The organism is Lysinibacillus sp. NPDC093190 (genome assembly GCF_050280425.1).
Classification (GTDB): domain Bacteria; phylum Bacillota; class Bacilli; order Bacillales_A; family Planococcaceae; genus Lysinibacillus.
Window position 1 is genome coordinate 20,471 of the sequence record NZ_JBNNVG010000007.1, and the last position, 26,479, is coordinate 46,949.

The 26,479-nt window shown below is 39.2% G+C and carries 26 protein-coding genes; all 26 read right to left on the bottom strand.

Going from position 1 to position 26,479, the window contains the following annotated elements; genetic code table 11:
• Window positions 1-3 precede the first annotated feature (3 nt).
• The 26 genes from ACQKOF_RS07665 to ACQKOF_RS07790 all read right to left on the bottom strand — a co-directional run bounded on the left by ACQKOF_RS07665 (window position 4) and on the right by ACQKOF_RS07790 (window position 26,429).
• Entirely contained in the window at window positions 4-843 is an 840-nt protein-coding gene (locus ACQKOF_RS07665; protein WP_427555155.1) for a flagellar hook-basal body protein, read from the bottom strand.
• Window positions 844-867: 24 nt separating this feature from the next.
• Window positions 868-1,701 carry a flagellar hook-basal body protein gene (locus ACQKOF_RS07670; RefSeq protein WP_427555157.1) on the bottom strand — a complete coding sequence of 278 codons (834 nt, stop codon included), beginning with the start codon at window positions 1,699-1,701 and terminating at the stop codon, window positions 868-870.
• A gap of 21 nt (window positions 1,702-1,722) precedes the next feature.
• Window positions 1,723-2,718, bottom strand: coding sequence for a rod shape-determining protein (locus ACQKOF_RS07675; protein ID WP_053484433.1), 996 nt, complete (start codon window positions 2,716-2,718; stop codon window positions 1,723-1,725).
• Between the two features lie 458 nt (window positions 2,719-3,176).
• Complete coding sequence (locus ACQKOF_RS07680; RefSeq protein WP_053484600.1) at window positions 3,177-3,437, bottom strand: sporulation transcriptional regulator SpoIIID; 261 nt, start codon at window positions 3,435-3,437, stop codon at window positions 3,177-3,179.
• Between the two features lie 298 nt (window positions 3,438-3,735).
• The gene (locus ACQKOF_RS07685; RefSeq protein ID WP_370044612.1) at window positions 3,736-4,404 is read right to left on the bottom strand and encodes a peptidoglycan DD-metalloendopeptidase family protein; all 669 of its coding nucleotides are present in this window, start codon (window positions 4,402-4,404) and stop codon (window positions 3,736-3,738) included.
• Window positions 4,405-4,441: 37 nt separating this feature from the next.
• Complete coding sequence (gene spoIID, locus ACQKOF_RS07690; RefSeq protein WP_427555160.1) at window positions 4,442-5,323, bottom strand: stage II sporulation protein D; 882 nt, start codon at window positions 5,321-5,323, stop codon at window positions 4,442-4,444.
• 495 nt (window positions 5,324-5,818) lie between these two features.
• Window positions 5,819-7,132 carry a UDP-N-acetylglucosamine 1-carboxyvinyltransferase gene (murA, locus tag ACQKOF_RS07695; RefSeq protein ID WP_427555162.1) on the bottom strand — a complete coding sequence of 438 codons (1,314 nt, stop codon included), beginning with the start codon at window positions 7,130-7,132 and terminating at the stop codon, window positions 5,819-5,821.
• A 385-nt stretch (window positions 7,133-7,517) separates the two neighbouring features.
• Window positions 7,518-7,757, bottom strand: a complete 240-nt coding sequence (locus tag ACQKOF_RS07700) for a DUF1146 family protein (RefSeq protein WP_132360374.1) — start codon at window positions 7,755-7,757, stop codon at window positions 7,518-7,520.
• A 97-nt stretch (window positions 7,758-7,854) separates the two neighbouring features.
• Window positions 7,855-8,262, bottom strand: coding sequence for a F0F1 ATP synthase subunit epsilon (locus ACQKOF_RS07705; RefSeq protein ID WP_100545243.1), 408 nt, complete (start codon window positions 8,260-8,262; stop codon window positions 7,855-7,857).
• Window positions 8,263-8,286: 24 nt separating this feature from the next.
• Window positions 8,287-9,702 (bottom strand): F0F1 ATP synthase subunit beta, encoded by a 1,416-nt coding sequence (gene atpD, locus ACQKOF_RS07710; RefSeq protein ID WP_323654278.1) that lies wholly within the window; start codon window positions 9,700-9,702, stop codon window positions 8,287-8,289.
• Window positions 9,703-9,751: 49 nt separating this feature from the next.
• Window positions 9,752-10,609: an ATP synthase F1 subunit gamma gene (atpG, locus tag ACQKOF_RS07715; RefSeq protein ID WP_053484440.1), complete on the bottom strand. Its 858-nt coding sequence runs from the start codon at window positions 10,607-10,609 to the stop codon at window positions 9,752-9,754.
• A gap of 47 nt (window positions 10,610-10,656) precedes the next feature.
• Window positions 10,657-12,165 (bottom strand): F0F1 ATP synthase subunit alpha, encoded by a 1,509-nt coding sequence (gene atpA / locus ACQKOF_RS07720; RefSeq protein ID WP_053596444.1) that lies wholly within the window; start codon window positions 12,163-12,165, stop codon window positions 10,657-10,659.
• Between the two features lie 28 nt (window positions 12,166-12,193).
• Window positions 12,194-12,730: a F0F1 ATP synthase subunit delta gene (locus tag ACQKOF_RS07725; RefSeq protein WP_427555165.1), complete on the bottom strand. Its 537-nt coding sequence runs from the start codon at window positions 12,728-12,730 to the stop codon at window positions 12,194-12,196.
• Complete coding sequence (gene atpF, locus ACQKOF_RS07730) at window positions 12,727-13,248, bottom strand: F0F1 ATP synthase subunit B (RefSeq protein ID WP_427555167.1); 522 nt, start codon at window positions 13,246-13,248, stop codon at window positions 12,727-12,729. Before atpF ends, ACQKOF_RS07725 begins: the two co-directional genes overlap by 4 nt.
• A gap of 173 nt (window positions 13,249-13,421) precedes the next feature.
• On the bottom strand, window positions 13,422-13,634 hold the full coding sequence (gene atpE / locus ACQKOF_RS07735) for a F0F1 ATP synthase subunit C (protein WP_049668022.1): 213 nt from the start codon (window positions 13,632-13,634) through the stop codon (window positions 13,422-13,424).
• Window positions 13,635-13,698: 64 nt separating this feature from the next.
• Entirely contained in the window at window positions 13,699-14,421 is a 723-nt protein-coding gene (gene atpB, locus ACQKOF_RS07740) for a F0F1 ATP synthase subunit A (protein WP_427555169.1), read from the bottom strand.
• A 36-nt stretch (window positions 14,422-14,457) separates the two neighbouring features.
• Window positions 14,458-14,829, bottom strand: a complete 372-nt coding sequence (locus ACQKOF_RS07745; RefSeq protein WP_053484445.1) for an ATP synthase subunit I — start codon at window positions 14,827-14,829, stop codon at window positions 14,458-14,460.
• A gap of 518 nt (window positions 14,830-15,347) precedes the next feature.
• Window positions 15,348-16,469 (bottom strand): non-hydrolyzing UDP-N-acetylglucosamine 2-epimerase, encoded by a 1,122-nt coding sequence (gene wecB, locus ACQKOF_RS07750; protein WP_427555171.1) that lies wholly within the window; start codon window positions 16,467-16,469, stop codon window positions 15,348-15,350.
• A gap of 496 nt (window positions 16,470-16,965) precedes the next feature.
• A complete protein-coding gene (gene upp, locus ACQKOF_RS07755) occupies window positions 16,966-17,595 on the bottom strand; it encodes a uracil phosphoribosyltransferase (RefSeq protein WP_427555173.1) in 630 nt (209 codons plus the stop codon).
• A 125-nt stretch (window positions 17,596-17,720) separates the two neighbouring features.
• Window positions 17,721-19,871 carry an EAL domain-containing protein gene (locus ACQKOF_RS07760; RefSeq protein ID WP_427555175.1) on the bottom strand — a complete coding sequence of 717 codons (2,151 nt, stop codon included), beginning with the start codon at window positions 19,869-19,871 and terminating at the stop codon, window positions 17,721-17,723.
• Between the two features lie 1,283 nt (window positions 19,872-21,154).
• Window positions 21,155-22,396 carry a serine hydroxymethyltransferase gene (glyA, locus tag ACQKOF_RS07765; RefSeq protein ID WP_427555177.1) on the bottom strand — a complete coding sequence of 414 codons (1,242 nt, stop codon included), beginning with the start codon at window positions 22,394-22,396 and terminating at the stop codon, window positions 21,155-21,157.
• 60 nt (window positions 22,397-22,456) lie between these two features.
• The gene (locus ACQKOF_RS07770) at window positions 22,457-22,999 is read right to left on the bottom strand and encodes a TIGR01440 family protein (RefSeq protein ID WP_427555179.1); all 543 of its coding nucleotides are present in this window, start codon (window positions 22,997-22,999) and stop codon (window positions 22,457-22,459) included.
• Between the two features lie 79 nt (window positions 23,000-23,078).
• On the bottom strand, window positions 23,079-23,516 hold the full coding sequence (rpiB, locus tag ACQKOF_RS07775) for a ribose 5-phosphate isomerase B (RefSeq protein ID WP_370044640.1): 438 nt from the start codon (window positions 23,514-23,516) through the stop codon (window positions 23,079-23,081).
• A 658-nt stretch (window positions 23,517-24,174) separates the two neighbouring features.
• Window positions 24,175-25,458, bottom strand: coding sequence for a methyl-accepting chemotaxis protein (locus ACQKOF_RS07780; RefSeq protein ID WP_427555182.1), 1,284 nt, complete (start codon window positions 25,456-25,458; stop codon window positions 24,175-24,177).
• An 8-nt stretch (window positions 25,459-25,466) separates the two neighbouring features.
• Window positions 25,467-25,907, bottom strand: coding sequence for a low molecular weight protein arginine phosphatase (locus ACQKOF_RS07785; protein WP_427555184.1), 441 nt, complete (start codon window positions 25,905-25,907; stop codon window positions 25,467-25,469).
• Window positions 25,908-25,931: 24 nt separating this feature from the next.
• Entirely contained in the window at window positions 25,932-26,429 is a 498-nt protein-coding gene (locus ACQKOF_RS07790) for a manganese efflux pump MntP family protein (protein WP_427555186.1), read from the bottom strand.
• Between the last annotated feature and the right edge of the window lie 50 nt (window positions 26,430-26,479).

Here is a 26,479-nt window from a genome sequence, read left to right on the forward strand (position 1 = left end):
TTACTATCGAATACCATTAATGAGCCCAAGCATTTGGTCTGCTAAAGTTACAGCTCTTGCATTGAATTGATAAGAACGCTGCGTCTGAATTAAATCCGTCATTTCCTTTGAAAGATCTACATTCGACATTTCTAGCGAACCGCTCTGCATGCCAATTTGCTGACGATTTGCTCCTTGTAATTCAGTGACTACTTCAGCTTGTGTATATCCAAGCTGAGCTAAGTTATTCGGCAATCCAACATAGGAGCCAGAAATTTTCTCCATTAGCTGTGGCTTTTGGAATTCTGTCACTGCTAAATCAGTACGAATAATATCTCCATTTGGATAGGATGCCTCTAAGACGCCTCCATTACTGATCGCGAATTTTTTTACATTATCCGGTAATGTAATAGCTTGTCCTGTTGCGTTTGCCAATGGATATCCATCTGCAGTTACAACCATTACTGTTCCATTATTTAATGGTGATAAATAAAAGTCACCTTGACGAGTATACACTGTTTTTGTGCCATTTTCACCATCTGGCATCAAAATATTGAAATATTGCTTTGGTTTTGTAAAAGCTAAGTCAAGGTCGCGATTTGTTGTTTGTAGAGAGCCTTGCTTTTGATTTGATTGGATTTGTCCAAGCATTGCACCTGAACCATATCGGATGCCAACAGGTGATTGTCGGTCAGCACGGTCTTGCTTATCATTATTAAATTGCTGATAAAGCAATTCATTAAATGTGGCTTCTTGTGTTTTATAGCCGACTGTATTACTATTGGCAATGTTATTACTAATAGTATCTAGTTTATTTTGTAATTGCCCCATTGTGTTTGTTGCAGTCATCATTGTACGTAGCATGTTCAAACGCCTCCAGTTCGCCTATTATACTTTTCCGATTTCGTTGGCAGCCTTTTCCATGCTGCGATCATAAGCCTGTAACACTTTTTGGTTAGCTTCGAAAGCGCGATATGCTGTCATTAAATCAGTCATTGTGCGACTAGAATCTACGTTTGAGCCCTCTAGATAATTTTGACGCAGTGTAAAGGATACGCCATTAGCACCATAAGCTGTCGGTAAGTTCTGACCATTTTCTGTTCGCATTAAGCCATTATCCTGTTTACTTAGCATGTTCGGATTCGCTGAAAATGATACTCCAACACGAGCTACTTGCTGATTATTAACATAAATTGCCCCGTTCTCATCTAAGCGGAAATCATCATTCGGTAGCTGGATACGCTGACCTCTGTCTGATAGCACGTACAGTCCCTGTGGATTAACTAAATAGCCTTGACCATCTAATGTAAAATTCCCGTTGCGTGTATATGCTTCGCCACCATCTGGATGTGCTAAACGGAAGAAAATAGATCCATTAGTGCCATCTTCATTTTGCGGTAAGTTTCCATCGATCAAAGCCATATCTGTCGGGAAATCAGTGCTATAGATTTGGCCTTGTATGTAATTTGGTAATGTTTCTTGCATATAAATCCCTGTATTTAATGCGCCAACTTGGCTCATATATTGAGAGCCTGCTTGCTCCTTAGCAGATGCATTTGTTTTTCCTACACTTGACATAAGCATGTCTGGAAATGAGCGAATTGTTGATTGGTCTGCTTTAAATCCTGGTGTATTCGTATTTGATAAATTATTGGTAAGTAATTCTGTTCGTCTTTGTTGTGCAATCATACCAGTTGCAACTGTATAAAACCCTTTAAACAAAGGAATCACCTCATTGTATTTTTATAAGGATGCGGGCACTCGATCAATATTTTCAAGCATAATGCCTGTACCGATTGCTACACAATCCATAGGTTGCTCTGCAATGAACACAGGTACCTTTAGCTCTTCGATTAATAGCTGGTCCATACCGTGTAGTAATGCACCACCGCCAGTAATGATGACCCCACGATCAATTATATCAGCTGATAATTCTGGTGGTGTTTTTTCTAAAACATTTTTTGCAGATTGGACGATCATAGCAACCGATTCATGTAATGCACGTTCAATCTCCTCTGAGTGAATCGTTATTGTACGTGGTAGACCTGTCACCATGTCTCGGCCACGAATGTCCATTGAATCGTTTCGGCTACCTTTAAAGACTGTACCGATAGTAATTTTTATGGCTTCTGCTGTACGTTCACCAATTAGCAATTTATATTCTTTTTTAATATATTGTAAAATATCATTATCAAAAATGTCTCCTGCCACCTTAATGGACTCACTCGTTACAATATCACCCATTGATAGGACTGCAATATCTGTTGTTCCGCCGCCAATATCGACTACCATATTGCCGCTGGGTTGGAATATATCCATGCCTGCTCCAATAGCTGCAACTTTTGGTTCTTCTTCTAAGTATACTTTTTTTCCACCTGATTTTTCTGCAGCTTCACGAATAGCTTTTTGCTCAACACTAGTAATGTTTGTTGGACAACAAATTAAAATACGTGGCTTAGCTAAAAATCCTTTGACGTTTAATTTGTTGATGAAATGTTTTAGCATCGCTTCTGTAACGTCAAAATCTGCAATGACACCATCTCGTAATGGACGAATTGCAGTAATATTACCCGGTGTACGCCCTACCATTTGGCGAGCCTCTTCCCCCACCGCTAATACTTTATTTGTTTTTTTATCAATCGCCACAACAGATGGTTCATTTAAGACGATTCCTTTACCTTTAACGTGTATTAATACGTTCGCAGTTCCTAAGTCAATGCCAATATCTTTCGAAAACATTTTATAATTTCTCCTTCCCGCCATTTCCAACTACATAACGTTCATTTTTATCTGTTTATCTAGAATATTTTATCATATCCTATTGGTAATTACACCTAATTTTAGTGAATAGAACTGCATTCTTTCAATTATATGAACACTTATTGAAAAGAAGAAATCGTTTAAACATTTTTTGGTTCATCACCTAACGTGGGGTTGATTTCCGTTCCGACTGGGTGCTTTCCTGGGGGCGTCCGATGAGCCGCTTGGGCCAAAAGGAGGTTGGTCAACGAAGGCGTTATCACAGGACGTGGTGTTTTAGCCTTCGTTCCTCTATTGCTGATCCCCAAGGAGTCGCCCAGTATTTATCAAATGTCTTCTCACAACTTTGGGTAATGAACCTCTGTTTTTAAAATTCTTGATTATGTAAATAAATAGGAAGTATGTACTTAGCTTGTCCTTTGCAAAAAAAGAACGAATCATTCATGACTCGCTCTTTCTTTCCACTTGTTTTTCGTTGCCTCTCCTCCACGAATATGACGTACGGCCTTATGGTAGGCGAGTATTTCCTTTACTTGCTCAGCTAATGCTTCATGAATTGTTGGCAGTCGCTCTGTTAAATCTTTGTGCACCGTACTTTTTGAATAACCTGTCATTTTCGCGAGGACACGCACAGTTTCACGCGTCTCAATCAATAATTCACCGAGGCGTATGCAGCGCTTCCGAATGTGCTCGTGCACGTTCTTCGTCCTTTCCACACAATTTCACAAATGGCATCAGATGCACGTCTGCGCATTTCTTCACCTTATGTGAGGATAAAGCTATTCAGAACACATTTTACATTTTCACGATAAAATACCGATTTTTTATGCATTTTTTAGTATTCGTTTCTCTCAATATAAATTATCATTTACTATATTTGAAATCTACGAATTTTCCTATCATCAATTATGCCTCAGTTTGGATACCCGCTGAAAAGTGGCTTAAACCAGCAGAAGTCTCTCGCCTATAGAGGTGAGAGACTTCTGCTGGTTTAAGTTAAAAGGCTAGTAATTTTTTCGGATTAATATATTTCCCGTTTTCTAGTACTTCAAAATGCAAGTTAACGCCAGCTGATTGGTTCCACTCATTGTCAGTCGCTTTTCCAAGTACTTGACCTTGTGTTACCTCATCGCCTTCCTTGACAGCAATGTCTTTTACAGAGCTATAATGTGTTTCCTTACCATCTGCATGCTCAATAACAATTTTATTGCCTGTGAATGCATCAAGTTTTACTTGTTTTACTTTACCACTTAGAGCAGCAAGTACTTCAAATTCTTCACCATTCATAGAAAGAGTAATACCGGAAGATGTCGTAAATGTTTGATTAAATACCATAAGTGCTTTTTCACGCGACTCTGCATTAGCCTCTACTTCATAAAACTCTTGTGAAACTTGAATCTTACTAAGATTCGCTTCCTTGAACGGGTACTTCATTGTTTCTGTTTTTGCATTTGTTTCAACTACAGGACCTGAATCTACTTCTGCTACATTTGTTGACGGAGCCTCTTCTACTTTTGATACGAGACTATTGTAACCAAGCAGCAAACCTGCTAGCATTAGAGCCCCACCAGCGTAAACAACTGGCCAAAACCACGGTTTCTTCTGTAATTGAACTTTTTCATCTTGTTGATTCTGAGAAGTTTTACTATTTTTATCCTCTCTCATTTTCATCACCTCTAATTGCAGTGTGAACAACTAGAAGTTATTTTAAACATGCATCTATCTTTTTTATTTCAATATCTTGATAATAATAGTGTAAAATTTCGGCAGCATTTTTCCCATCACTTGCCAAAGCCTCTGCTCCATATTGACTCATTCCTACCCCATGCCCGTACCCTTTCGTGCTCACTTGCACTTTTCCAGCGGTGGAATTATATGAAATTTTAAAATCCGTTGACGGTATTTGCAAAAGTGTTCGAACTTCTCGCCCTGACCACACATTCTTACCTAACTGCATGCGTTCAACACGTCCTGTATCATTTAAAAAGAACTGTGCACGGTTGAAATCACTTGCTTGCCATTTAATAGGCCACAGTGCATTCCATTCAGATAATGTCCATTCTTTCATCGCTGAAAACTTTGGTGATGATAGATCCGACATACTCGCAACGCTTTGTAAATAAGGTACATCATTGCCACTAAAATCGTAGGCACTTTCTGTTTTCCCATTGCTAGTAGAGTGAAACATTGCCGTAATTAATTCATTATTATATAGAAGAACTTGTCCTTTCGTTTCGTTAATAGCCTCGACAATTTTCTTTTCATTCCCCGGGAAATTGCTAGTCCAATTCGCTTTTCTTTGCTCCTTATCGTAAAAAACTTGTCTAGCAACAGTAGGAGCGATAGCTATTTTACCGTAATTTGTCGATTTCAACGCGTACGTCCTTGCTGCAATAGCCTGCGCCTTTAAAGCTTCTTTTTTAAATGAAACAGGCATTTCTGCAGCTACTACACCAGTTATATACGTTTCTAAAGGGATTTTCTCCTGTTGCCCCTCCACTTCTATGAATATTTCACAAGCTTGCTCTGCTGTTGAAGGTGAATCCTCAACCGTGCGTCTCTCACTAAATGCCACAGGAAGCATATATAATGCTCCAATCAAACAAATTATGCCTATACTCATTATCCATTTTTTCATAAGGAATAATATGCTAGAACTCTTCAAAATATGTGGATGTTGACGAAGGTAAAGCCTGGTAAACATGGTTGGGTGCTGCACATGTAAAGCATGAGCGTTAGGTGGCACGGAGGTTAAAACCGTCTTATCTAGTGACAATGTATTTGCGGAAAAGAAGCGTTTTCAGCCTTATCACGTCCTGTGATAACGCCTTCGTGACCAACATCGGTGCTGCTGCCGCTTCGCTTTCGCGCAAAAAACATCTGTTGGCCCGAGACCCTGGTGCGAGCCTAGCGAGTGAAGCGGCTCATCGGACGCCCCCAGGAAAGCGCCCAGCCGGAACGGAAATCAACTCCACGTTATGATGAGCGATTTTTTTGGCTGTTGCTTCACTCTCGCTAACATGGATTGCACTACAAAGAAAAAACCCTCTGCTCAAAGGCAAAGGGTTTATAAATCTATTTAGTTTGTTGGTAATTCAACAGTTGTTTTCTCTTTAGTGATAACTTCCTCAAGTGGTACACGTTCAATGTGTGCGCCAAGTGCAGCTAGCTTGCCATGGAAATCGACATAACCGCGATCTAAGTGATGAAGCTTTGTAACTCTAGTCACACCTTCAGATACAAGACCTGCTAAAATTAGCGCAGCCGCAGCTCGTAAATCAGTCGCCATTACTTCAGCGCCCTGAAGGTTTACTGGCCCTTCGATAAACACAGAACGTCCTTCTATTTTAGCACCGGCATTCATACGACGGAACTCCTCAACATGCATAAAACGATTTTCAAAAACAGTTTCCGTAATAATACTCGTACCTTCAGCCGTTAACATCAAGGCCATCATTTGAGATTGCATATCTGTCGGGAAGCCTGGATGTGGCATAGTTTTAATATCAACAGCTTTTAATGTTTTAGGAGCACGTACACGGATTCCTTCATCTAGCTCAGTTATTTCTACACCCATTTCACGCATCTTTGCAATTAATGCTGTCATATGCTCAGGGACAGCATTTTCAATCGTTACATCCCCTTTTGTAATTGCTGCTGCAACCATAAATGTGCCAGCTTCAATACGGTCAGGAATAATATGATGTTCTGTTCCATATAATGTATCGACTCCTTCAATACGAATCGTATTCGTACCTGCACCGATAACACGACCACCCATACTATTAATGAAGTTTGCAAGGTCTACAATTTCAGGCTCTTTCGCTGCATTTTCAATTACAGTTGTTCCTTGCGCTAAGGCTGCAGCTGTCATAATATTTTCTGTTGCCCCAACACTTGGGAAGTCCAAATACACATTTGCGCCTTTTAAACGTCCTTCTGCCTTCGCCTCTACATATCCATGACCAAAAGAGATTTTTGCTCCCATAGCTTCAAAGCCCTTTAAATGTAACTCAATTGGACGAGAACCGATTGCACAGCCCCCAGGTAAAGCAACACGAGCATAGCCATTTCGAGCAAGTAAAGAACCCATCACTAAAATCGATGCACGCATTTTGCTGACAAATTCAAATTGAGCTTCGCTAGAAAGTTCTTTTGTTGTATCTATATATACTGTATTGTCCTCAGGTATATATGTAACTGCCGCATTTAGACTTTTTAGTACTTCATTTATAGTAAAGACATCTGCTAAGTTAGGGACTTCTTTAATTACATTTTCTCCTTTAGAGGCAAGTAAAGCCGCTGCTAGGATTGGTAACACCGCATTTTTTGCGCCCTCTACGCGCACTTTCCCCTGTAGCTTTTGGCCGCCAGTCACTATTATTTTTTCCACCCTATGTCCCTCCGAATTCAATCTATTAATCTATCAAAATTTTATTTTAAAAAGAAGTATAATGTCATAATCAGTAAACAAACAACTTTATAGTACAACTTTTCTTACGCTCGTTCAAGCATCCAAATCACTATTTTACGTCATTTATTGATATTTTGCTATTTATTTATTGTACGCATGAAATTTTTTTTTGTGAATGACCAATAACACGGAAGAAATGCGTAAATTTCTAATATATACCCAAAGATATGTGAACAAAAAACAAAATCTATGGATTTCTTAAAACTGATTTTTACATATTTCAAAGGACCACATAAAAATGTTATAAAGCCCTGTGAAACATGTAGATTCAATTACTAACATAAAGATAGTAATAAGGGAGCTATTAAAATAAATACGGAAGCTTCCCTGACCAGTTTGAAATTTGCAGAAAGAAATTTGAAACGGCTGATCCGATCGCAATACTTAATAAGATATATATTAATTGGATTTGAAATACTTTATTCTTCTTGAAGATCTTTTCAAGCATAAACGCTTGTAGCGCATAAAAAGTAATAGCGATAAAAAATATATGCGATAAAATCCCTATTAAAGCTTCCTGCCCTATTGCCTCATATATTTCCATGTTGGTTCCTCCATATTAATTCCTCTAGCGATACTCTCAAACGGTTGCATAATGTTAAAAAACGGACAGATGTTGAATCTGTCCGTTAAAATTTGAATTAGATATTACCCTCATGAACGTTGATACGATTCAACGCACGTTTTAATGCTAGGTCAGCACGTTTGAAATCAATGTTATCTTGTTTATCTTGAAGACGACCTTCAGCACGTTTAACGGCTTCTTTAGCACGTTTAACATCGATGCTTTCAGCAATTTCAGCAGACGGAGCTAAAATTGAGATTTTTTCAGGGCGAACTTCAATGAAACCACCGCTTAAAGCTACAAGTTCAGTTGAACCGTTTTCTTTTTTTAGCTTCACCGCACCAATTGCAAGTGGAGCAACCATAGGAATATGGCCTGCAAGAACACCGATTTCACCTGAAGTTGTTTTAGCGATTACCATTGATACTTCAGAATCGTATACCGGGCCGTCGGGAGTGACAATATTGACTAGAACTGTCTTCATATTTTTTCCTCCTCGTCCCTGGTATTAAACCTCTACGCCCATGCTTTTCGCTTTTTCAACTACTTCATCAATAGAACCAACTAGACGGAAAGCATCTTCTGGTAGGTGATCCCATTTGCCATCAAGGATTTCCTTGAATGAGCGAACAGTTTCTTTAACAGGTACATAAGAACCTTTTTGACCAGTAAATTGTTCCGCAACGTGGAAGTTTTGAGATAAGAAGAATTGAATACGACGAGCACGTTCTACTGTTTGTTTATCTTCATCAGATAATTCATCCATACCTAAGATAGCAATGATATCTTGTAATTCACGGTAACGTTGGATTGTACGTTGTACACCAGTAGCGATTGCATAGTGCTCAGCGCCTACGATTTCTGGTGATAAAGCACGAGAAGTCGAAGCTAATGGGTCAACCGCAGGGTAGATACCCATTTCTGATAATTTACGCTCAAGGTTAGTAGTTGCATCTAAATGGGCGAAAGTTGTAGCTGGAGCCGGGTCAGTATAGTCATCGGCTGGTACATAGATCGCTTGAATAGAAGTTACAGAACCTTTGTTAGTAGATGTGATACGTTCTTGTAATTTACCCATTTCAGTTGCAAGTGTTGGTTGGTAACCTACCGCAGAAGGCATACGACCTAATAGGGCAGAAACCTCAGAACCTGCTTGAGTGAAACGGAAGATATTGTCGATGAATAAAAGTACGTCAGCACCTTGCTCATCACGGAAGTATTCTGCCATTGTAAGACCAGTTAAAGCTACACGCATACGTGCACCTGGTGGTTCGTTCATTTGACCGAATACCATCGCTGTTTGCTTGATAACGCCTGAATCGCTCATCTCGAAGAATAAGTCGTTCCCTTCACGAGTACGCTCACCTACACCGGCGAATACAGAGATACCTGAGTGCTCTTGTGCGATGTTGTTGATTAATTCTTGGATTAATACAGTTTTACCTACACCGGCACCACCGAATAGACCGATTTTACCACCTTTAATATATGGTGCTAATAAATCTACTACTTTGATACCTGTTTCAAGAATTTCAACTGTAGTTGAAAGTTCATCGAAAGATGGTGCTTCGCGGTGAATTGAATCACGACGAACGTCAGCTGGAATCTCTTCACCTAAGTCGATTACTTCTCCAAGTACGTTGAATACACGACCTAAAGTAACTTCACCAACTGGTACTGAGATAGCTTTTCCTGAGTCTGTTACTTCTGCTCCACGTTGTAAGCCATCAGTAGATGACATTGCAATTGTACGAACAGAATCATCACCTAAATGAAGAGCAACTTCTAATGCAAGAATTGTTGGTTCTTCATTAGGACGTTCAATCTTAACTGTTAGTGAGTTATAGATTGCTGGTAATTGGCCATTGTCAAATTTTACGTCAACAACTGGACCCATTACTTGAATAACATGTCCTTTATTCATTACTGTGTATCCTCCTATCGTATTCTTATACGACATTGGGAAGCTGGGCCTATTCTAAGGCTGCAGCTCCACCAACGATTTCTGTAATTTCTTGTGTAATCGCCGCTTGACGCGCACGGTTATATTGCAATGAAAGGTCTGAAATAAGATCAGATGCGTTATCAGTTGCATTTTTCATAGCCGTCATACGAGAAGCATGTTCACTTGCTTTCCCATCTAATAATGCGCCGTAAACTAAGCTTTCCGCGTATTGTGGAAGTAACACTTCAAGAATTGCTTCACCAGATGGCTCAAATTCGTAAGAAGCATTACTGCTAGCAGGTGCAAGATCCGTTAATGGAAGAAGTTTTTTCTCTGTCACTTCGCTAGCAATAGCGCTGACAAAGTGATTGTAGTACATATAAAGTTCATCATACGTACCATCAGTGAACATACCAACAGCTTTACGAGCGATTTCTTTAATATCAGCAAATGATGGTTGGTCCGGAAGACCGACAACATCGCTGATGACATTATGATCACGTTTCACAAAGTAGTCACGAACAACACGACCTACCGCTAAAATAACGTATTCGTCTTTTGATTTATGACGCTCATCAATTGTACGCTGTACTTGACGTAGGATACTTGAGTTGTAAGCACCTGCAAGACCACGGTCAGAACCAATGACTAGGTAAGCTGTTTTCTTAACAGGACGAGCAGTTAACATTGGATGTCCACTGTCTTTTGTCCCTGAAGCGATCGCGCCTACTACGTCCTGGATTTTTTCCATGTAAGGAACGTACGCTTTAGCGTTTTGCTCTGCACGACGTAACTTGGAAGAAGAAACCATCTGCATCGCTTTCGTAATTTGTTTCGTACTCTTTGTAGAATTAATACGACCTTTTATTTCGCGTAAGTTTACCACTGGTATTTCACCACCTTTTGTTTTTTAATCAAGTGACTAGCTCGAACTTATTCTGATTTAGCGAAAGTTTTTTTAAACTCAGTTAAAGCTGCTACGTAATCCGCATCAGGAGCAAGTTCTTTTGTAGTACGAACGTGATCTAAAACGTTTGTGTGGTTTGTTTCTAACCAGCTTAAGAATTCACCTTCAAAGCGAACGATATCTTGTACTGGAATATCATCTAAGTGACCTTTAGTTAATGCATAAAGGATAGCAACTTGTTTTTCAACTTTAAGTGGTTTGTTTAGGTCTTGTTTAAGCACTTCAACCGTACGTTTACCACGCTCAAGTTTAGCAAGTGTGATTTTATCTAAATCAGAACCGAATTGAGCAAATGATTCAAGTTCACGGAATGCAGCTAAGTCAAGACGTAGTGTACCAGCAACTTTTTTCATCGCTTTAATTTGAGCAGATCCACCTACACGTGATACAGAAAGACCGGCGTTAATCGCTGGACGTACACCTGAGTTGAATAAGTCAGATTGTAAGAATATTTGACCATCAGTAATTGAGATTACGTTAGTTGGGATGTATGCAGAGATATCCCCAGCTTGTGTCTCAACGAATGGAAGAGCTGTAATAGAACCATTTTGGTATGTTTCATTTAACTTCGCAGCACGTTCAAGTAAGCGGCTGTGTAAGTAGAACACGTCACCAGGGTATGCTTCACGACCTGGAGGACGGCGTAGAAGAAGTGAAAGTTCACGGTAAGCTGATGCTTGTTTAGAAAGATCATCATACACGATTAATACGTGCTTACCTTGTAACATGAATTCTTCTGCCATAGAAACACCAGCAAATGGTGCTAAGTATAGTAATGGAGCTGGTTGAGACGCAGCAGCAGTTACAACGATTGTATAATCTAATGCACCGTGCTTACGTAACGTTTCAACTACACCACGTACAGTTGATTCTTTTTGACCGATAGCAACATAGATACAAATCATATTTTCACCAGTTTGGTTTAAGATTGTATCGATTGCTACTGATGTTTTACCAGTTTGACGGTCACCGATGATTAACTCACGTTGACCACGACCGATTGGTACTAAAGCGTCAATCGCTTTGATACCAGTTTGTAGTGGTTCGTGTACTGATTTACGAGCCATTACACCGAAAGCTGGACTTTCGATTGGACGAGATTTTGTTGTGTTGATTGGACCTTGTCCATCCACTGGTTGACCAAGTGGGTTTACAACACGGCCAATTAGTTCTTCACCAACTGGTACTTCCATGATACGACCTGTACGACGAACTTCATCGCCTTCTTTGATGTCAGCGTATGGACCTAAGATTACGATACCAACGTTACCTTCTTCTAGGTTTTGAGCCATACCCATAACACCGTTAGAGAACTCTAGAAGTTCTCCAGCCATGGCGTTGTCGAGGCCATGAGCAAGAGCGATACCGTCACCAATACGGATAACTGTACCAACTTCGCTTACTTTAAGTTCAGATTCATAATTCTCAATCTGTTGTTTAATCAGACTGCTGATTTCTTCAGCCTTGATGCCCATGTATGTCACCTCTCACATTTCTAAATTATTAACCGATTAATTCACGTTTTAGGCGCTCAAGCTTGTTCGCTACTGAGCTATCATAAATATGATTACCGATTTGAACACGAATACCACCAAGAAGTGATGGATCAATTTCGTTTGTAATGTTTAATGATTGTTTCCCTACAAGTTTCGCAAATGTTGTAGAAATATTAGCGCTTTCTTCAGCAGAAAGTGCACGAGTAGAGAATACTGTTGCATCTGCAGTACCTTGTGCCTGTGCAGCAAGCTCAGCATATGCGTTAGCAATAAGCTTCAGTTCGTTTACACGTTTTTTCTCAACAAGTAGTTGAACTGTGTGTACAACCTCTGGAGTTGCACCTGCAAAGATTTCTGCTACCATTTGTTTCTTACGTTCGATAGAGAACTTAGGAGCATTTAGAAGTGTTAAAAAATCAGGAGATTCTTTGACAACCTTTGTTAGCTCGTTTAAGTCTGCTCCAACTTCAGCAAGAATGTTTTTTTGTTGCGCTAATTGAAAAAGCGCTTGTGCGTAACGTTTTGCTACAGTTGAATTACTCATCGAGCTTCCCCTGCCTTCGCAATCGTCTCTTCAATTAGAGCACGGTTGTCTGCCTCAGAAATCTCTTTGCTAAGGACTTTAGATGCTGCAAGTACAGATAATGAAACGACTTCATCACGTACAGCTGCAATAGCTTTTTCTTTTTCAGACTCAATTTCACGTAAAGCCGATTCTTTTAAGCGGTTTGCTTCATTGCGAGCTGCAGTAAGAATTTCTTCTTTTTGCGTTTCGCCTTGCTTCTTAGCGCCCTCAACAATCGATTGTGCTTCCGTACGAGCTTCTTTAAGAAGGCTCTTTTGTTCTTCTAAATATTGGTGAGAATCTTTGCGGGCTTTTTCAGCTGCTTCGATTTCACTAGCTACTAATTCTTCACGTTGTTGCATGATGCCCATAAGTGGACCCCAAGCGAACTTTTTAAGTAAAAGCATTAACACTAAGAAGATAACTAAAGTTGCGGCGATATCGCCACCATTGAAACCTGGCTCAGCGTTGCCTAGTACAAGATAATCTAAAAACACGATTGTTTCACTCCCTTCAAGAGCTTTAACTTCAACATAATAATTTAATAACTTGAAAAACTACCTATTTTAAAAAGCTATATTTACACATAGCTTTTATCAGTTCCAAAATGAATGGCGAAGTTTCATCTGGAGATTCCTGCTTCGCCACTAGAATTCAGTGTACAACTGAATTATTTGTTCATTACGATGAATGCGATTACTACTGCGATGATTGGTAGGGCCTCAACTAATGCTACCCCGATGAACATTGTAGTTTGAAGAACGCCACGAGCTTCTGGCTGACGAGCGATACCTTCTACTGTTTTTGAAACGATAAGACCGTTACCGATACCTGCACCAAGTGCACCTAAACCGATTGCGATTGCTGCTGCTAATAAACCCATTTGAAAATTTCCTCCTTGGAATTGTATGTTTTTTTTAGTTCAAGCATAAGATATATGCTTTATATTAATGGTCATCGCTCACTTTATGAGCCATGTATACCATTGTTAACATTGTGAAGATAAAGGCTTGGATAAAGCCGATGAAAATAGAGAAACCTTGCCATGCCATCATTGGAACAATTGCTCCGATGAATCCAACAGCACCTGATGATGCTAAACCTGCGATTAAGCCAAGTAAAATCTCACCTGCATAAATGTTACCGTAAAGACGAAGACCTAATGTTAAAGTGTTCGCAAATTCTTCAACGATTTTTAGCGGGAACATGAATGACATTGGTTTGAAGAATGTACCAACATAATGGCCTGTCCCCTTCATTTTAATACCATAGAAATGTGTTAAGGCTAAAATCATTGCTGCAAGCGTCATTGTAACAGTTGGGTCAGCTGTAGGAGATTTCCACCAAAGTTCGCCATTATAGGCGATAGAGAATGGAAGACCTAATAAGTTAGATACAGCGATAAACATAATTAGTGTGATACCTAATATATGGAATCGTCCACCAGTTTTCCAGTCCATGTTGCTTTTTATGATGTTCTTTACGAAATCCATAATCCATTCCATAAAGTTTTGCATGCCAGTAGGTTTTAACTTTAGGCTTCTAGTTGAGATAAATGCGATTAAGAAAACGATTACGGCCGCAACTAGTAACATCATAACAGTTGAAAGGTTGAACGTTAGCTTGAACAAACCAAAATCAACTACTTGTAATGGAGCTTCATGATTCATTGTTATTTTTCACCTCTCTTTCTAATTTAAAGCACATTAGCGGTTCCTTACATGTGACACAATTCTCTCGACAAAGAGAAAAACGTACGGAATCATTAGCCCTATGACCGTGCTAATTAAGTGAAAATAGTTTGGCAACGAAATGGCTAAAGCGACTGCCGCTACACCTGATGCAAAGCGAAGCGCTGTACCAAGTGAGCCTACTTTCTTCCCTTCACTAATGGATCGATCAAACTTGTCCATACGGCGAACTAAAATCCAAAAATTATACGTACCAAAGAATGCACCGATTGCGATGCCCGCAAAAACCGTCTGATAGGGTGTAAATCCCCAGCCTAATGCACAGAGTGCGAGCAAAAAAAATAACGCTCTCTTCTGCACAGCAATAATGTGATGCAAATCTAGCATTGGTTTATAATCTCCTGAATCATTTTTTCGAGTAAAGAAACGTTTGCTGACCACTATGTGAAATCAGAAAAGAGCAGTGAAAAACACTACTCACAGCGGAATAGTAACGGGAGAGCGTCATTTTGAAATTACAGGTGTAAATCCCAAAAAATATCTTACACCCCGAAACGCACAAAACGTTGCAAATCGACAGCTTATGGTTTGAACTGTCAATTTAGTAGAAACTTGATGTAACAAGTGTTTCAACCTCTATTTACGATTTGAAACCCTTATCATTATTACCCTTTGTAAGCATACAATAGGAGATATTTGAAGTCAATTAGTAAAGGAGAAAAACTTCACAGCTACTATACTCTTGTCAAATTGTTGACAAATTTGTGTATGGAAATTCATAGCTTCAAAATCAAAGTTTACGTTTGTGCAAAAAAAAGCTAATTTACGACACATTTATGCTCGCAAATTAGCTCACTCATCACGGTTAGTAAATTAGACTCATTTTTCGTTTTCGATAAGGGATATTACTTGCTTTTTTGTAAAAATCCCAAAAGAGTCTTCACAATACGCTCAGAAGCGTGTCCATCACCATAAGGATTTGACGCTTTCGACATTGCTTCATAGGCATTTGTATCTTCTATTAATTGCTTAGCTAGAGAGTAGATTGTTTCTTCTTCCGTTCCAGCTAGCTTAAGAGTCCCTGCTGCAATACCTTCTGGGCGCTCTGTTGTATCTCTAAGTACTAAAACTGGTTTACCTAATGAAGGTGCTTCTTCTTGGACGCCACCAGAATCAGTTAAAATCATATAAGAATTAGCCGCAAAGTTATGGAAATCGAAAACCTCAAGAGGTTCAATTAAATGTACACGCTTATGATCTCCTAAAATCTCATTAGCTATTTCTCTTACAGCTGGGTTCATATGGACTGGGTAAACAACTTGTACATCCTCATGCTCTGCTAAAATTCTAGTAATCGCTCTAAACATATGACGCATAGGTTCACCTAGATTTTCACGACGATGTGCTGTTAATAAAATCATACGATCCGAACCTATTTTTTCTAACACAGGATGTGTGTAATGTTCACTTACTGTTGTCGCTAATGCGTCGATAGCTGTGTTACCTGTCACAAAAATAGTCTCAGGGTTTTTATTTTCATCTAAAAGGTTTTTCTTTGATACTTCTGTCGGTGCGAAATGAAGGTCAGCCATGACACCTGTTAACTGGCGATTCATTTCCTCTGGGTATGGTGAATACTTATTCCAAGTTCGAAGACCTGCTTCCACATGTCCGATAGCAATTTGGTTATAAAATGCAGCTAGGCTTGCAATGAACGTTGTTGCTGTATCGCCATGTACTAAAACAATATCCGGTTTTGCTTCTTTCATGACTTTGTCTAAGCCTTGTAATGCATTAGTCGTCACGTCAATTAATGTTTGACGATCCTTCATAATATTTAAATCGTAGTCTGGTGTAATTTTAAATGTTTCTAAAACTTGATCGAGCATTTGGCGATGTTGGGCTGTTACCGTCACAATCGATTCTATTTGCTCAGGATGCTTTTGTAATTCCAATACAAGTGGAGCCATTTTAATAGCTTCTGGTCTCGTACCGAAAATCGTCATTACTTTCCATTTTTTCGTCAAAACGAATTGCACCGTCCTTTGTTATATTTGTATGAAAAGTGCTTTACTCCCATTGATCTGCGTCATATGAGAAAAGTGCCGGACTTCAAGAGAAGTAATTCGCCTAACATACTATGAAACGTCCTTCAATATTGAAGGACGCTCTCAAAAGTTATAAGTTGCCAAAAATTACATAATCAATTATGCCTCGGCATAATTGCGTCCGGAATCGGCTTTGTGCTTAGGCCTGCATGACGCAGGTCAGTTAGCCGTTATCGCATGGATGCGATGATTTTAGGCTAACATCCTATGTGAATTCCTTTACGATTCCGTGACATCCGCCGGAGGCTTTAACTTCTTTCAGAGGGTTTTTGGACACCCTCTGAAAAGTAGCTTAAATCCGCATTCATCTCACTACCTATAGAGGTGGGAGGCTTCTGTAGCTGACGCTTCGCTTTCGCTACAAAAGAAATTTGCTGAAAGAAGCTAAATGAATTCAACTGTAAACTGTTCAGTATTATTTCGTACCGAATAAGCGGTCGCCTGCATCACCTAAACCAGGGACAATGTAGCCATGGTCATCTAATTTTTCATCAAGTGCAGCGATATAGATATCTACATCTGGATGCTGTTCTTGAATTTCTTTTACACCCTCTGGCGCTGCGATTAAGCACATGAATTTAATGCTTTTCGCACCACGTTTTTTCAGTGAGTTGATCGCTTCCACTGCTGATCCACCAGTTGCAAGCATTGGATCTACAATGATGAAATCACGTTCTTCAACATCTGCAGGAAGTTTTGCATAGTATTCTACAGGTTTTAAAGTTTCTGGGTCACGATAAAGACCAATATGACCAACTTTTGCGGCTGGAATTAGATTTAATACACCATCTACCATGCCAATACCTGCACGTAAAATCGGTACAATCGCAATTTTCTTACCAGAAAGTACTTTTGTCTTAGCGACTGTAACAGGTGTCTCAATTTCAATTTCCTCTACTGGCATATCACGTGTAATTTCGAATGCCATTAATGTTGCAACTTCGTCTACTAGCTCACGGAATTCTTTTGTTCCTGTATTCTTATCACGAATATAAGTTAGCTTATGTTGGATTAGTGGATGATCAAATACGTATACTTTGCTCAAAGGGATTCGCTCCTAACCGTTCGGATTCATTTTTATCTCACCTAGTATAACAGAAAAAAGGAGTCGTCTCAAAAATAAATTTGGGACAACTCCTTTTCAAGAATGTTTACTACATATAATAGCGATTATTCATCAAGTATTGCATCTAATTTTTCTATTGTCATCGGCTTATAATAGAAGTAACCTTGTCCTACTGTACAGCCGAGTGCGCGTAAAATCTCAACCTGCTCTTTACTTTCAATACCTTCTGCGACTGAAGTCATTCCTAAATTTAATGCTAATTGAATAATGGATCGGACAATAGCGAGTGTCGCAGCATCATTAATAGCATTAATAAAGCTTCGATCTATTTTCAATTCAGTAAACGGCAGTCTTTGTAAATAACTTAGTGATGAGAAGCCTGTTCCAAAATCATCCACCGAAGTTTCAAAGCCGTATCCCTTTAATTCCTGAATAATAGAAAAAGCGGTCTGAAAATCAACTAGGCCAATAGTTTCCGTTACTTCTAAAATGATATATCTCGGATCTATATCGTATTTCTGAACAAGTTCCAATGTATCCTGCACAAAATTAGCATAGTAAAAATGATCAGGCGAAATATTTACTGCTACCTTCACTAATTTTTTCCCTAATCTTTTACGCCCTGCTAACCACGAAAGAACTATCTCTAATATTTGAATATCGATTTCTCGTACCTTTCCTGCACTTTCTGCCACTGGAATAAAGATTGCCGGAGATACGAAACCGAGTTTCGGAGAAATCCAGCGAGCGAGCGCTTCAATACTTTGAATTTCACCTGTCCGTAAATCCACCTTTGGCTGTAAATTCACCGAGATTTCTTTGTTTTTTAATGCTTGTGCCAAATGGTTTAACACTGTCATTTGCTGCTCAAGCACATCATTTCTTTCTTGCGTAAATATTTCCGTATGAGTACCTGGTTTATTGGCCGCAAAGGATACAGCATTATCTGCAAAGCGAATCGCATCAATCATTTTTATCTCATCATTATATAAAGCAATTCCGGTTTTCAGTGTAATATAAATTTGCTTGCCACCTACAATAAAGGGCTGACGAATAATTTCTTTTATACGCCTTTCATAATTTAAGAAACCTTCATCGAATGTCACATTTGAAATGATTAAACTAGAGCTTGTAAACCTAGCGATATATTCGTTATGCTCATACTTCTCTTCATTTAGACGTTTGGCAATTTGTCTTAAAAGCTCATCTCCCGCTTCACGACCATATAACTCAACAATTTGAGGGAATTCGCTCGGCTTTAAAATTTTGATATTGCCATTTTGACCGCATTCTTTTTCTACCTTGTTTAAAAAACCATGTCGATTAGGCAGCCCCGTTGTGATATCGGTATAGGCTAAATCCCATATCCTTTTTTGTGTTTTTGCATACGAGTATGCCAATGCAACAAGAGCACCAATTTTTCGAAACAAACTTTCAAAAAACTTCTGGTCACTACTCTGTTGCTCTAAAAATATCGCAAATAATCCAATTGCTTGCTGTTGTTGATTGTATATTGGCATAAACCATCCAAATAGCTTTTTAGAGGAATTGGCAAACATTTTATGTTCTATTGGAATATCAATTTCATCCAAGCTCTTAACGAGAATGGATGTCTCTCCTTGCATAACTCTCTTAAAAAATTCATTGTTTTCACAACGCTCTGGTAAACCTTTTGTTTTATCGTTCCCATTAAAAATTCGTAATTGATCTGCCTCCGTTTTGACAAGTACCATACTTGATATATCCGGCATAAAAAATTCATCAAGACTACTGCAAATAATGCTCATCTTTTTATCAAAGGAATTGTCCTTTTCAATCCCTTCGTACATAGCTTTCTCAAGGCGCATTAAAAATTCATCGGTGTGATAGTACGTAACATCCTTCACAAGTACTAGTACAAATAATGTTTCATTTTTATTATTTTGAAATGGGAGTGCTTGTATCTCTGCCCAAAAAGGAGGTTTATCGAAACAATTATGGTGCCATTTTGCTTGTACTATGACTCCGCTATGTATTTTTTGTTTAATCTTTTCAATAGTTGTCTGTTCTTCGTTTCCCATCAATGAAAAATAATCGTTATTTATTATTTTTGAACGTGTAGTATTTGTAAGCGTACAAAAAGAATCATTACATTCTATTACGCAATGATTATTTGTTGCATCAAAAATAACGTAGCTTTCTTTAGAGTTATCACCTAACCTACGAATTGTATTTAATAGCATTTCATTTTCTATGCACATTGTTTTAGTAACCATCCAGTCCCTCCTCCCTCTATCTCTATCAATTATGCCTCGGCATAATTGCGTCCGGAATCGGCTTTGTGCTTAGGCCTGCAGATGTTTTTTGTGCGAAAGCGCAGTGCTAACGTAGCGGCAGCAACAGATGTTTTTTGCGCGAAAGCGTAGTGCTAACGTAGCGGCAGCAACAGATGTTTTTTGCGCGAAAGCGCAGTGCTAACGTAGCGGCAGCAACAGATGTTTTTTGCGCGAAAGCGCAGTGCTAACGTAGCGGCAGCGGCACCGATGCAGATCAGTTAGCCGTTATCGCATGGATGCGATGATTTTAGGCTAACATCCTTTAAGCACTCCTTTCCGATTCTGTGACATCCGCCGGAAGCTTTAGGCCAACAGATGTTTTTTGCGCGAAAGCGTAGTGCTAACGCAGCGGCAGCAACGTGTTTTGACTGTGCGAAAGCGTTGTGAAACGTAGCGACAGCAACAGCACGAAGTTGGTCACTCAGTCGTTGCCACAAGACGTGGCGTTCTTAGACTGAGTTCCTCTATTTCAGTGGATATTTGGACACCGCTGAAAAGTAACTTAAACCTGCCTGCATTCATCTCACCACCTATAGAGGTGGAGACTTCCGCTGAAAGAAGTTAAATCTCTCTAATATTGTACATAAAAATTCAATAAATTGTCACTTTTATGAAAATTTTTCTTCGCAAGGGGACATTATCTGTCTCACTCTACTATAATATATCCTTTTCTACCAAGTTTATGTAAATAAATTCAAAAATAGGAGTATTTTATTTCTATGTTAACAAAAAACCAGCTCATCTTCAAAACGTGTGGTTAATTTCCGTTCCGACTGGGAGCTTTCCTGGGGGCGTCCGATTAGCCGCTTGGGCCAACAGATGTTTTTTGCGCGAAAGCGAAGCGACAGCAACGTGTTTTTATCTGTGCGAAAGCGAAGCGATAGCAAAAGGGTTTTATCTGCGCGAAAGCGAAGCGGCAGCGGCAACAGCACGAAGTTGGTCACGAAGGCGTTATCACAGGACGTGATGCTCTTAGCCTTCGTTCCTCTAACTTCCAGGGTCTCATTTGTGACGCTGATGCCCAGCCTTCACTTTTAACTAATAAAAAAGAGGCTGGGACATAACTAAATGGTTCCTTCATAAAGCCGAATAATCTCTAAATTAACAAAACACGATAATTAGAAAAACCGAACTATTTTGAAACACTTCATGAGCGTTTCATTGGATAGTTCGGTTTTTTTGTTGGCTGAAACACTTTTGTCCCAGCCTCCTCTTCTATTAAATTATGCGTATAATGGATGTTTGTCAGTTAAAGCTTTGACGCGAGCTTTTGCTTCCGTTTTAACTGCTTCATCTTCTGGGTTTTTAAGAACCGCAGCAATAACTAAACCTACTTCTTTCATGTCCTCTTCTTTGAAGCCACGAGATGTCACAGCTGGTGTACCAATACGGATACCAGAAGTTACGAATGGAGATTCTGTATCGTAAGGGATTGTATTTTTATTTGTTGTAATGCCTACTTCATCTAGTGCGTGCTCTGCTACTTTTCCTGTTAAGCCAAGAGATTTCACATTAAGAAGTAACAAGTGGTTATCCGTACCACCAGATACAATTTCAACACCTTCTGCAATTAAAACTTCTGCTAAAGCTTTTGCATTAGCTTTAATTTGTTTTGCATACTCTTTGAATTCTGGCTGTAATGCTTCACCGAATGCTACAGCTTTTGCAGCGATTACGTGCATTAATGGTCCACCTTGGATACCTGGGAATACAGATTTATTAAGCTTTTGCTCCCATTCTTTCGAAGCTAGGATTAAACCACCACGTGGGCCACGTAATGTTTTATGTGTTGTAGATGTTACAAAATCAGCGTATGGCACTGGTGATTGGTGCTCACCAGTAGCTACAAGACCAGCGATATGCGCCATATCCACCATGAAATATGCTCCTACTTCATCAGCGATTTCACGGAATTTAGCAAAATCGATTTCACGTGGGTATGCAGATGCTCCTGCAACAATTAGTTTTGGCTTATGCTCTAACGCTTTTTGGCGCACATCTTCATAATCGATTACTTGAGTATCTTTTGTTACGCCATATTCAACGAAGTTATATAGAATACCTGAGAAGTTTACAGGAGATCCATGAGTTAAGTGACCGCCATGAGATAAATTCATCCCAAGTACTGTATCACCTGGTTCTAAAATCGTGTGGTATACAGCCATGTTTGCTTGTGCACCTGAGTGTGGTTGTACGTTTGCATATTCTGCACCAAAGATTTCTTTCACACGGTCACGTGCGATATCTTCCACAACATCTACGTGTTCACAACCGCCATAGTAGCGTTTACCTGGATAACCTTCAGCATATTTATTTGTTAGAACAGAACCTTGTGCTTCCATTACCGCTTCAGATACAAAGTTTTCTGATGCGATTAACTCAATATTTGCTTGTTGGCGTTTTTTTTCCGCAAGAATTCCGTCTAATACTGCTTTGTCTTGTACTGCTAATTTTTCGTATGCCATGTTTGAAAAAGCCTCCTAAGTATAATCGTTATTTGTATACCACTGATTTCAGAGGTAATTTTATTTATATACTGCACGCTCTCCGCCAATCAGCTTTGGACGTGTTGTTGCAATTGTTACAACCGCTTCTCCTACCATTCGCACAGAAGTACGAACTGGAACAGCTACTGCCTTTAAATGCATACCTATAAGTGTTTGACCAATGTCAATACCTGCATTTGCTTGCACAGCTTCCACAACAACTGGATTTGTAAATTGCGTAAACGCATAAGCAGACATCGAACCACCTGCTGTACGAACTGGTACAACTGCTACTGGTTCATAACCAAATTGTTCTGCCGTTGTTGCTTCCATTGTAATAGCACGATTAATATGCTCACATCCTTGGAACGCTAGGTGTAGTTGATGTTTCTTTGCAAATGCCTGCAACGGCTCAAAAATCGCCTCTGCAATTTCAAGCGCGCCTGCTGTGCCAATTTTCTGACCAATCACTTCAGATGTCGAGCAGCCTACGACAAAAATAGTATTTGGTCGTAGGGTTACCTGCTCTTCAAATTCACTGAGTAACTGAGTCAAATGTGTTCGTATTTGTTGTACAACCACTATGCTCAGCCCCTTTATTTCTAAATTATTTATGTCCCACTAAACTTAGGACATATGTCAACAAACTTAATTGCTTTTCTTATTGCTCAAGCTCAGCGATTTTTTCAATGCGGCGCGTATGACGACCACCTTCAAAATCTGTTTCAAGCCATACTTTAGCGATTTCACGTGCAAGACCTGGCCCAATAACACGTTCACCCATCGCTAAAATATTTGAATCGTTGTGGCAACGCGTTGCTTTCGCGCTGAATAAATCATGTACTAAAGCACAACGAATCCCCTTAACTTTATTTGCAGCAATGGACATCCCAATGCCTGTACCACAAATTAAAATACCTTTATCAAATTCCCCGCTAGCAACACCTTCAGTAACTGGTTTTGCATAATCAGGATAGTCTACTGAATCCGCAGATTGTGGACCAAAATCTTCGTAGCTAATATGTAGCTCATCTAACAGCTGCATAATCTCACGACGTAAGTTATTGCCTCCGTGATCAGAAGAAATTGCTATTCTCACTGGGTTCCCTCTTTTCGAAATTATAGTCAACACTAGTGTACCACTTCTATCTCAAGAATAACATGATTTTTCTTGCATTTTTATGCTGATTTCTCCTAAAAGACGAACGTTTCTTGTAAATTCACATAAAATCATTCACCTTTAAATTCATTTTTCTGTGGATATTGTGAATATCATGTTGATAAATTCGGATAATGGTTACTTGTTGTAATATTCTATCTTCTAAAGTTTTTTTACCTTTTCAATTACAGTGGACATACTATATCAATATTTTTCTATGTATTACCAATAGTTGATGATATAGAGGAATTCTATGCCAAATGCGAGTGTGGCGTAATGTGGAGCCTTTTTAGTTTGATGTTCTATCCGTCGATGTAGCTCTTCTTTCCACCGTTGCTGCTCTTCTTTCCGTCGCTTCGAGTTCTATCCGTCACTGATGCTCTTCTTTCTGTCGCTTCGCCTGTTCTTTCCGTCGCTTTGCCTATTCTTTCCGTCGTTGCTGCTCTTCTTTCCGTCACTTCAAGTTCTATCCGTCACTTCTGCTGTTCTTTCCGTCGCTCCCAACTCTCCGGGTACCCTATACAAGCCTTAACACACTATAAAAAAACTGTAGCAAACTCGATACTTACTCGAGTTTATCTACAGTCTAAAATCATATTTATGCTTGTCTATCGAATTGTTGAATCATTTTATGCAGTTCTTCTGATTGTATCTTTAAGCTTTCTGCTAGTTTTTCTACTTGCTCAATGGCGTATGCTTGTTCTTCTGTTGCGCTGCGTACTTCCTGTGCACCTGCTGACGTTTCTTGAGCAATGGCTGCAACTTCTTGAGATTGACGAGCAGTTGTTTCAATATTATGCATTTGCTGTTCAATTAGTGAAGAAATTTCCACAATCGATGTTGCCATTTCGTGTACACTTGAAGACATACCTTCTACCGCTGTCGTAGTTTCTGATACACGTGCAGCTTCTTTTGTCGCAAATGTCACCTGATGATTCATTTGTTTTACAACAATCTCAACGTTTTGTTGCATGGATTGAACAAGGGAAGTAATGCCTTGTACCGCCTTCGCACTTTCATCAGCTAAACTACGAACTTCTTCAGCTACAACAGCAAAACCTTTTCCATGTTCTCCAGCACGCGCTGCCTCAATTGAAGCATTTAAAGCTAGTAAATTTGTTTGTGCTGCAATATCGCCAACTAGGCTAATGATACGCTCTACCTGTCCAGCGTTTTCCTCTAATAGGCGAATGCTTTCTAATGCCTCATTATTGCCAGCCGCAATTTGTTGAATACTATTCACTAACGTTTCGATCGCTTTTGTTGTTGTCGTTAAATTATGTAGAATCTCTTTGGATTGTGATGCAGATGCCTCCGCTCTACTATTGACTTCTGTTGCGAGAGCTCGTACATCTTCAATAGCTTCAGCTGTATCTTGTACTGCTGTAGCGGACGCCTCTGCTCCTGTAGAAATATGTTTTACTGTAGAGGCAATATTCTCTGCTTTTTTTGTTGCAACTGCGGCTTCATCAGATAGTTGAATTATCGATTGATTTGTTTGTTGGAAGTTAAGATCTATACTTTCAACCATCTGTCGTAAATTTAATACCATTTGTTGAAATGCCTCTGCCACAGAACGAATCTCATCACTTGTTTTCGGCATTTCTACATCCTGTCCAATTTTCCCTTGTGCTACACGGGAAGCTGAATTTTCGAGCTGCTGTAAAGGTTTAATTAAGATTACACTGAAAACTGCAGCCAAAATACCTGACCACGCAATCCCTGACACATAAGTAAAAATTTCAAACAGCTTACGATTAGTCTCTGGGAAAAAGGTAGGTTGTAAATATTCGATGAAAATAAAACTGATACTGTACGTGATTAGGGCAAGTATACTGACAAATAATACTAGTTTAAGTCGTAAGCCAAACTGTTTTTTCATAGCGACCCTCAATCCTCTTCAAGTTTTTTTACTAGTCGTTCTACCAATTCCGTTAATTCTGCAAATGTTACTTCATAGATTTCTTTACTACCTCCGTAAGGATCTACAACATTTCCTACGCTACCTTCACTTGTATATTCTTTTAAAGTAAAAACTTTTTGTTCTGCATTTGGATAATGAGCGATGATTGTACCTTTATGAGCTGTTGTCATTGTTAAAATTAAATCAGCCCACTCCATTTCAATTATTGATAATTGTGTTGCTAAATGCTGATGCGTCATATTTGCTTCATATAATACTTGTTGTGCATGTGCAGACATTTCAGCATTAGGCATAGCATAAATGCCCGCTGAACGGACCTCTACATTGTCAATTTGTTTATGTTTTAAAATAACCTCTGCCATAGGACTGCGACAAGTATTTCCGGTGCAAACAAATAGTATTTTCATACTTATCACCCTCCACTGTTTTCTCTATTGCCGGATAGCTAGTACACTCATAATGATAAAAAAAATCCCTGTAATTATTTGAAATTTATTGCCAAGCAAGACCTGACTTCTTCGTGCAATGACTAATGACCCATAAGAGCAAATAAGCGCACTTACTCCTGCACTTATAATAAATACTGTTTTCTCTAAGTGTAGCATACCAAAAGAAACACTTACTGAAAAGGTATCTAGGCTTGCAGTCACAGCTAAAAGTATTGGTGAAATTGAAACCTTTTCATCTTTTCGCGAAAATAATAGTAAATGTAAGCCCATGCAAAATAATAAAATACTTGAAATCCATTGTCCCCACTCTAAGAGGAAATGCACTAAAAAGTGTCCTAATTCGAAACCTAATAACGGGAAAAGCATATGCAAAGCAGCTGTCCAAACTGACAAAAAAAATCGATATCTAACATTTGGTATCAATACATATAAACCAATCACATCTATAGACGTTATTATACCTGCAAGAATTCCCTGCAAGAAAGCACTCCTTCACTCTCTAATATTTTATCATTTTATGCTCGGAAATA

Coding starts and splice junctions, on each gene's coding strand:
- ACQKOF_RS07685 (WP_370044612.1), bottom strand. CDS start 4,404: ATGAGAGAGGATAAAAATAGTAAAACTTCTCAGAATCAACAAGATGAA.
- atpA (WP_053596444.1), bottom strand. CDS start 12,165: ATGGGCATCAAGGCTGAAGAAATCAGCAGTCTGATTAAACAACAGATT.
- ACQKOF_RS07785 (WP_427555184.1), bottom strand. CDS start 25,907: ATGAAAATACTATTTGTTTGCACCGGAAATACTTGTCGCAGTCCTATG.
- ACQKOF_RS07665 (WP_427555155.1), bottom strand. CDS start 843: ATGCTACGTACAATGATGACTGCAACAAACACAATGGGGCAATTACAA.
- ACQKOF_RS07745 (WP_053484445.1), bottom strand. CDS start 14,829: ATGCTAGATTTGCATCACATTATTGCTGTGCAGAAGAGAGCGTTATTT.
- atpB (WP_427555169.1), bottom strand. CDS start 14,421: ATGAATCATGAAGCTCCATTACAAGTAGTTGATTTTGGTTTGTTCAAG.
- ACQKOF_RS07700 (WP_132360374.1), bottom strand. CDS start 7,757: ATGGAAATATATGAGGCAATAGGGCAGGAAGCTTTAATAGGGATTTTA.
- atpE (WP_049668022.1), bottom strand. CDS start 13,634: ATGGGTTTATTAGCAGCAGCAATCGCAATCGGTTTAGGTGCACTTGGT.
- ACQKOF_RS07760 (WP_427555175.1), bottom strand. CDS start 19,871: ATGGTTACTAAAACAATGTGCATAGAAAATGAAATGCTATTAAATACA.
- ACQKOF_RS07780 (WP_427555182.1), bottom strand. CDS start 25,458: ATGAAAAAACAGTTTGGCTTACGACTTAAACTAGTATTATTTGTCAGT.
- ACQKOF_RS07705 (WP_100545243.1), bottom strand. CDS start 8,262: ATGAAGACAGTTCTAGTCAATATTGTCACTCCCGACGGCCCGGTATAC.
- atpD (WP_323654278.1), bottom strand. CDS start 9,702: ATGAATAAAGGACATGTTATTCAAGTAATGGGTCCAGTTGTTGACGTA.
- ACQKOF_RS07675 (WP_053484433.1), bottom strand. CDS start 2,718: ATGTTTTCGAAAGATATTGGCATTGACTTAGGAACTGCGAACGTATTA.
- spoIID (WP_427555160.1), bottom strand. CDS start 5,323: ATGCTTCCTGTGGCATTTAGTGAGAGACGCACGGTTGAGGATTCACCT.
- glyA (WP_427555177.1), bottom strand. CDS start 22,396: ATGGCATACGAAAAATTAGCAGTACAAGACAAAGCAGTATTAGACGGA.
- ACQKOF_RS07725 (WP_427555165.1), bottom strand. CDS start 12,730: ATGAGTAATTCAACTGTAGCAAAACGTTACGCACAAGCGCTTTTTCAA.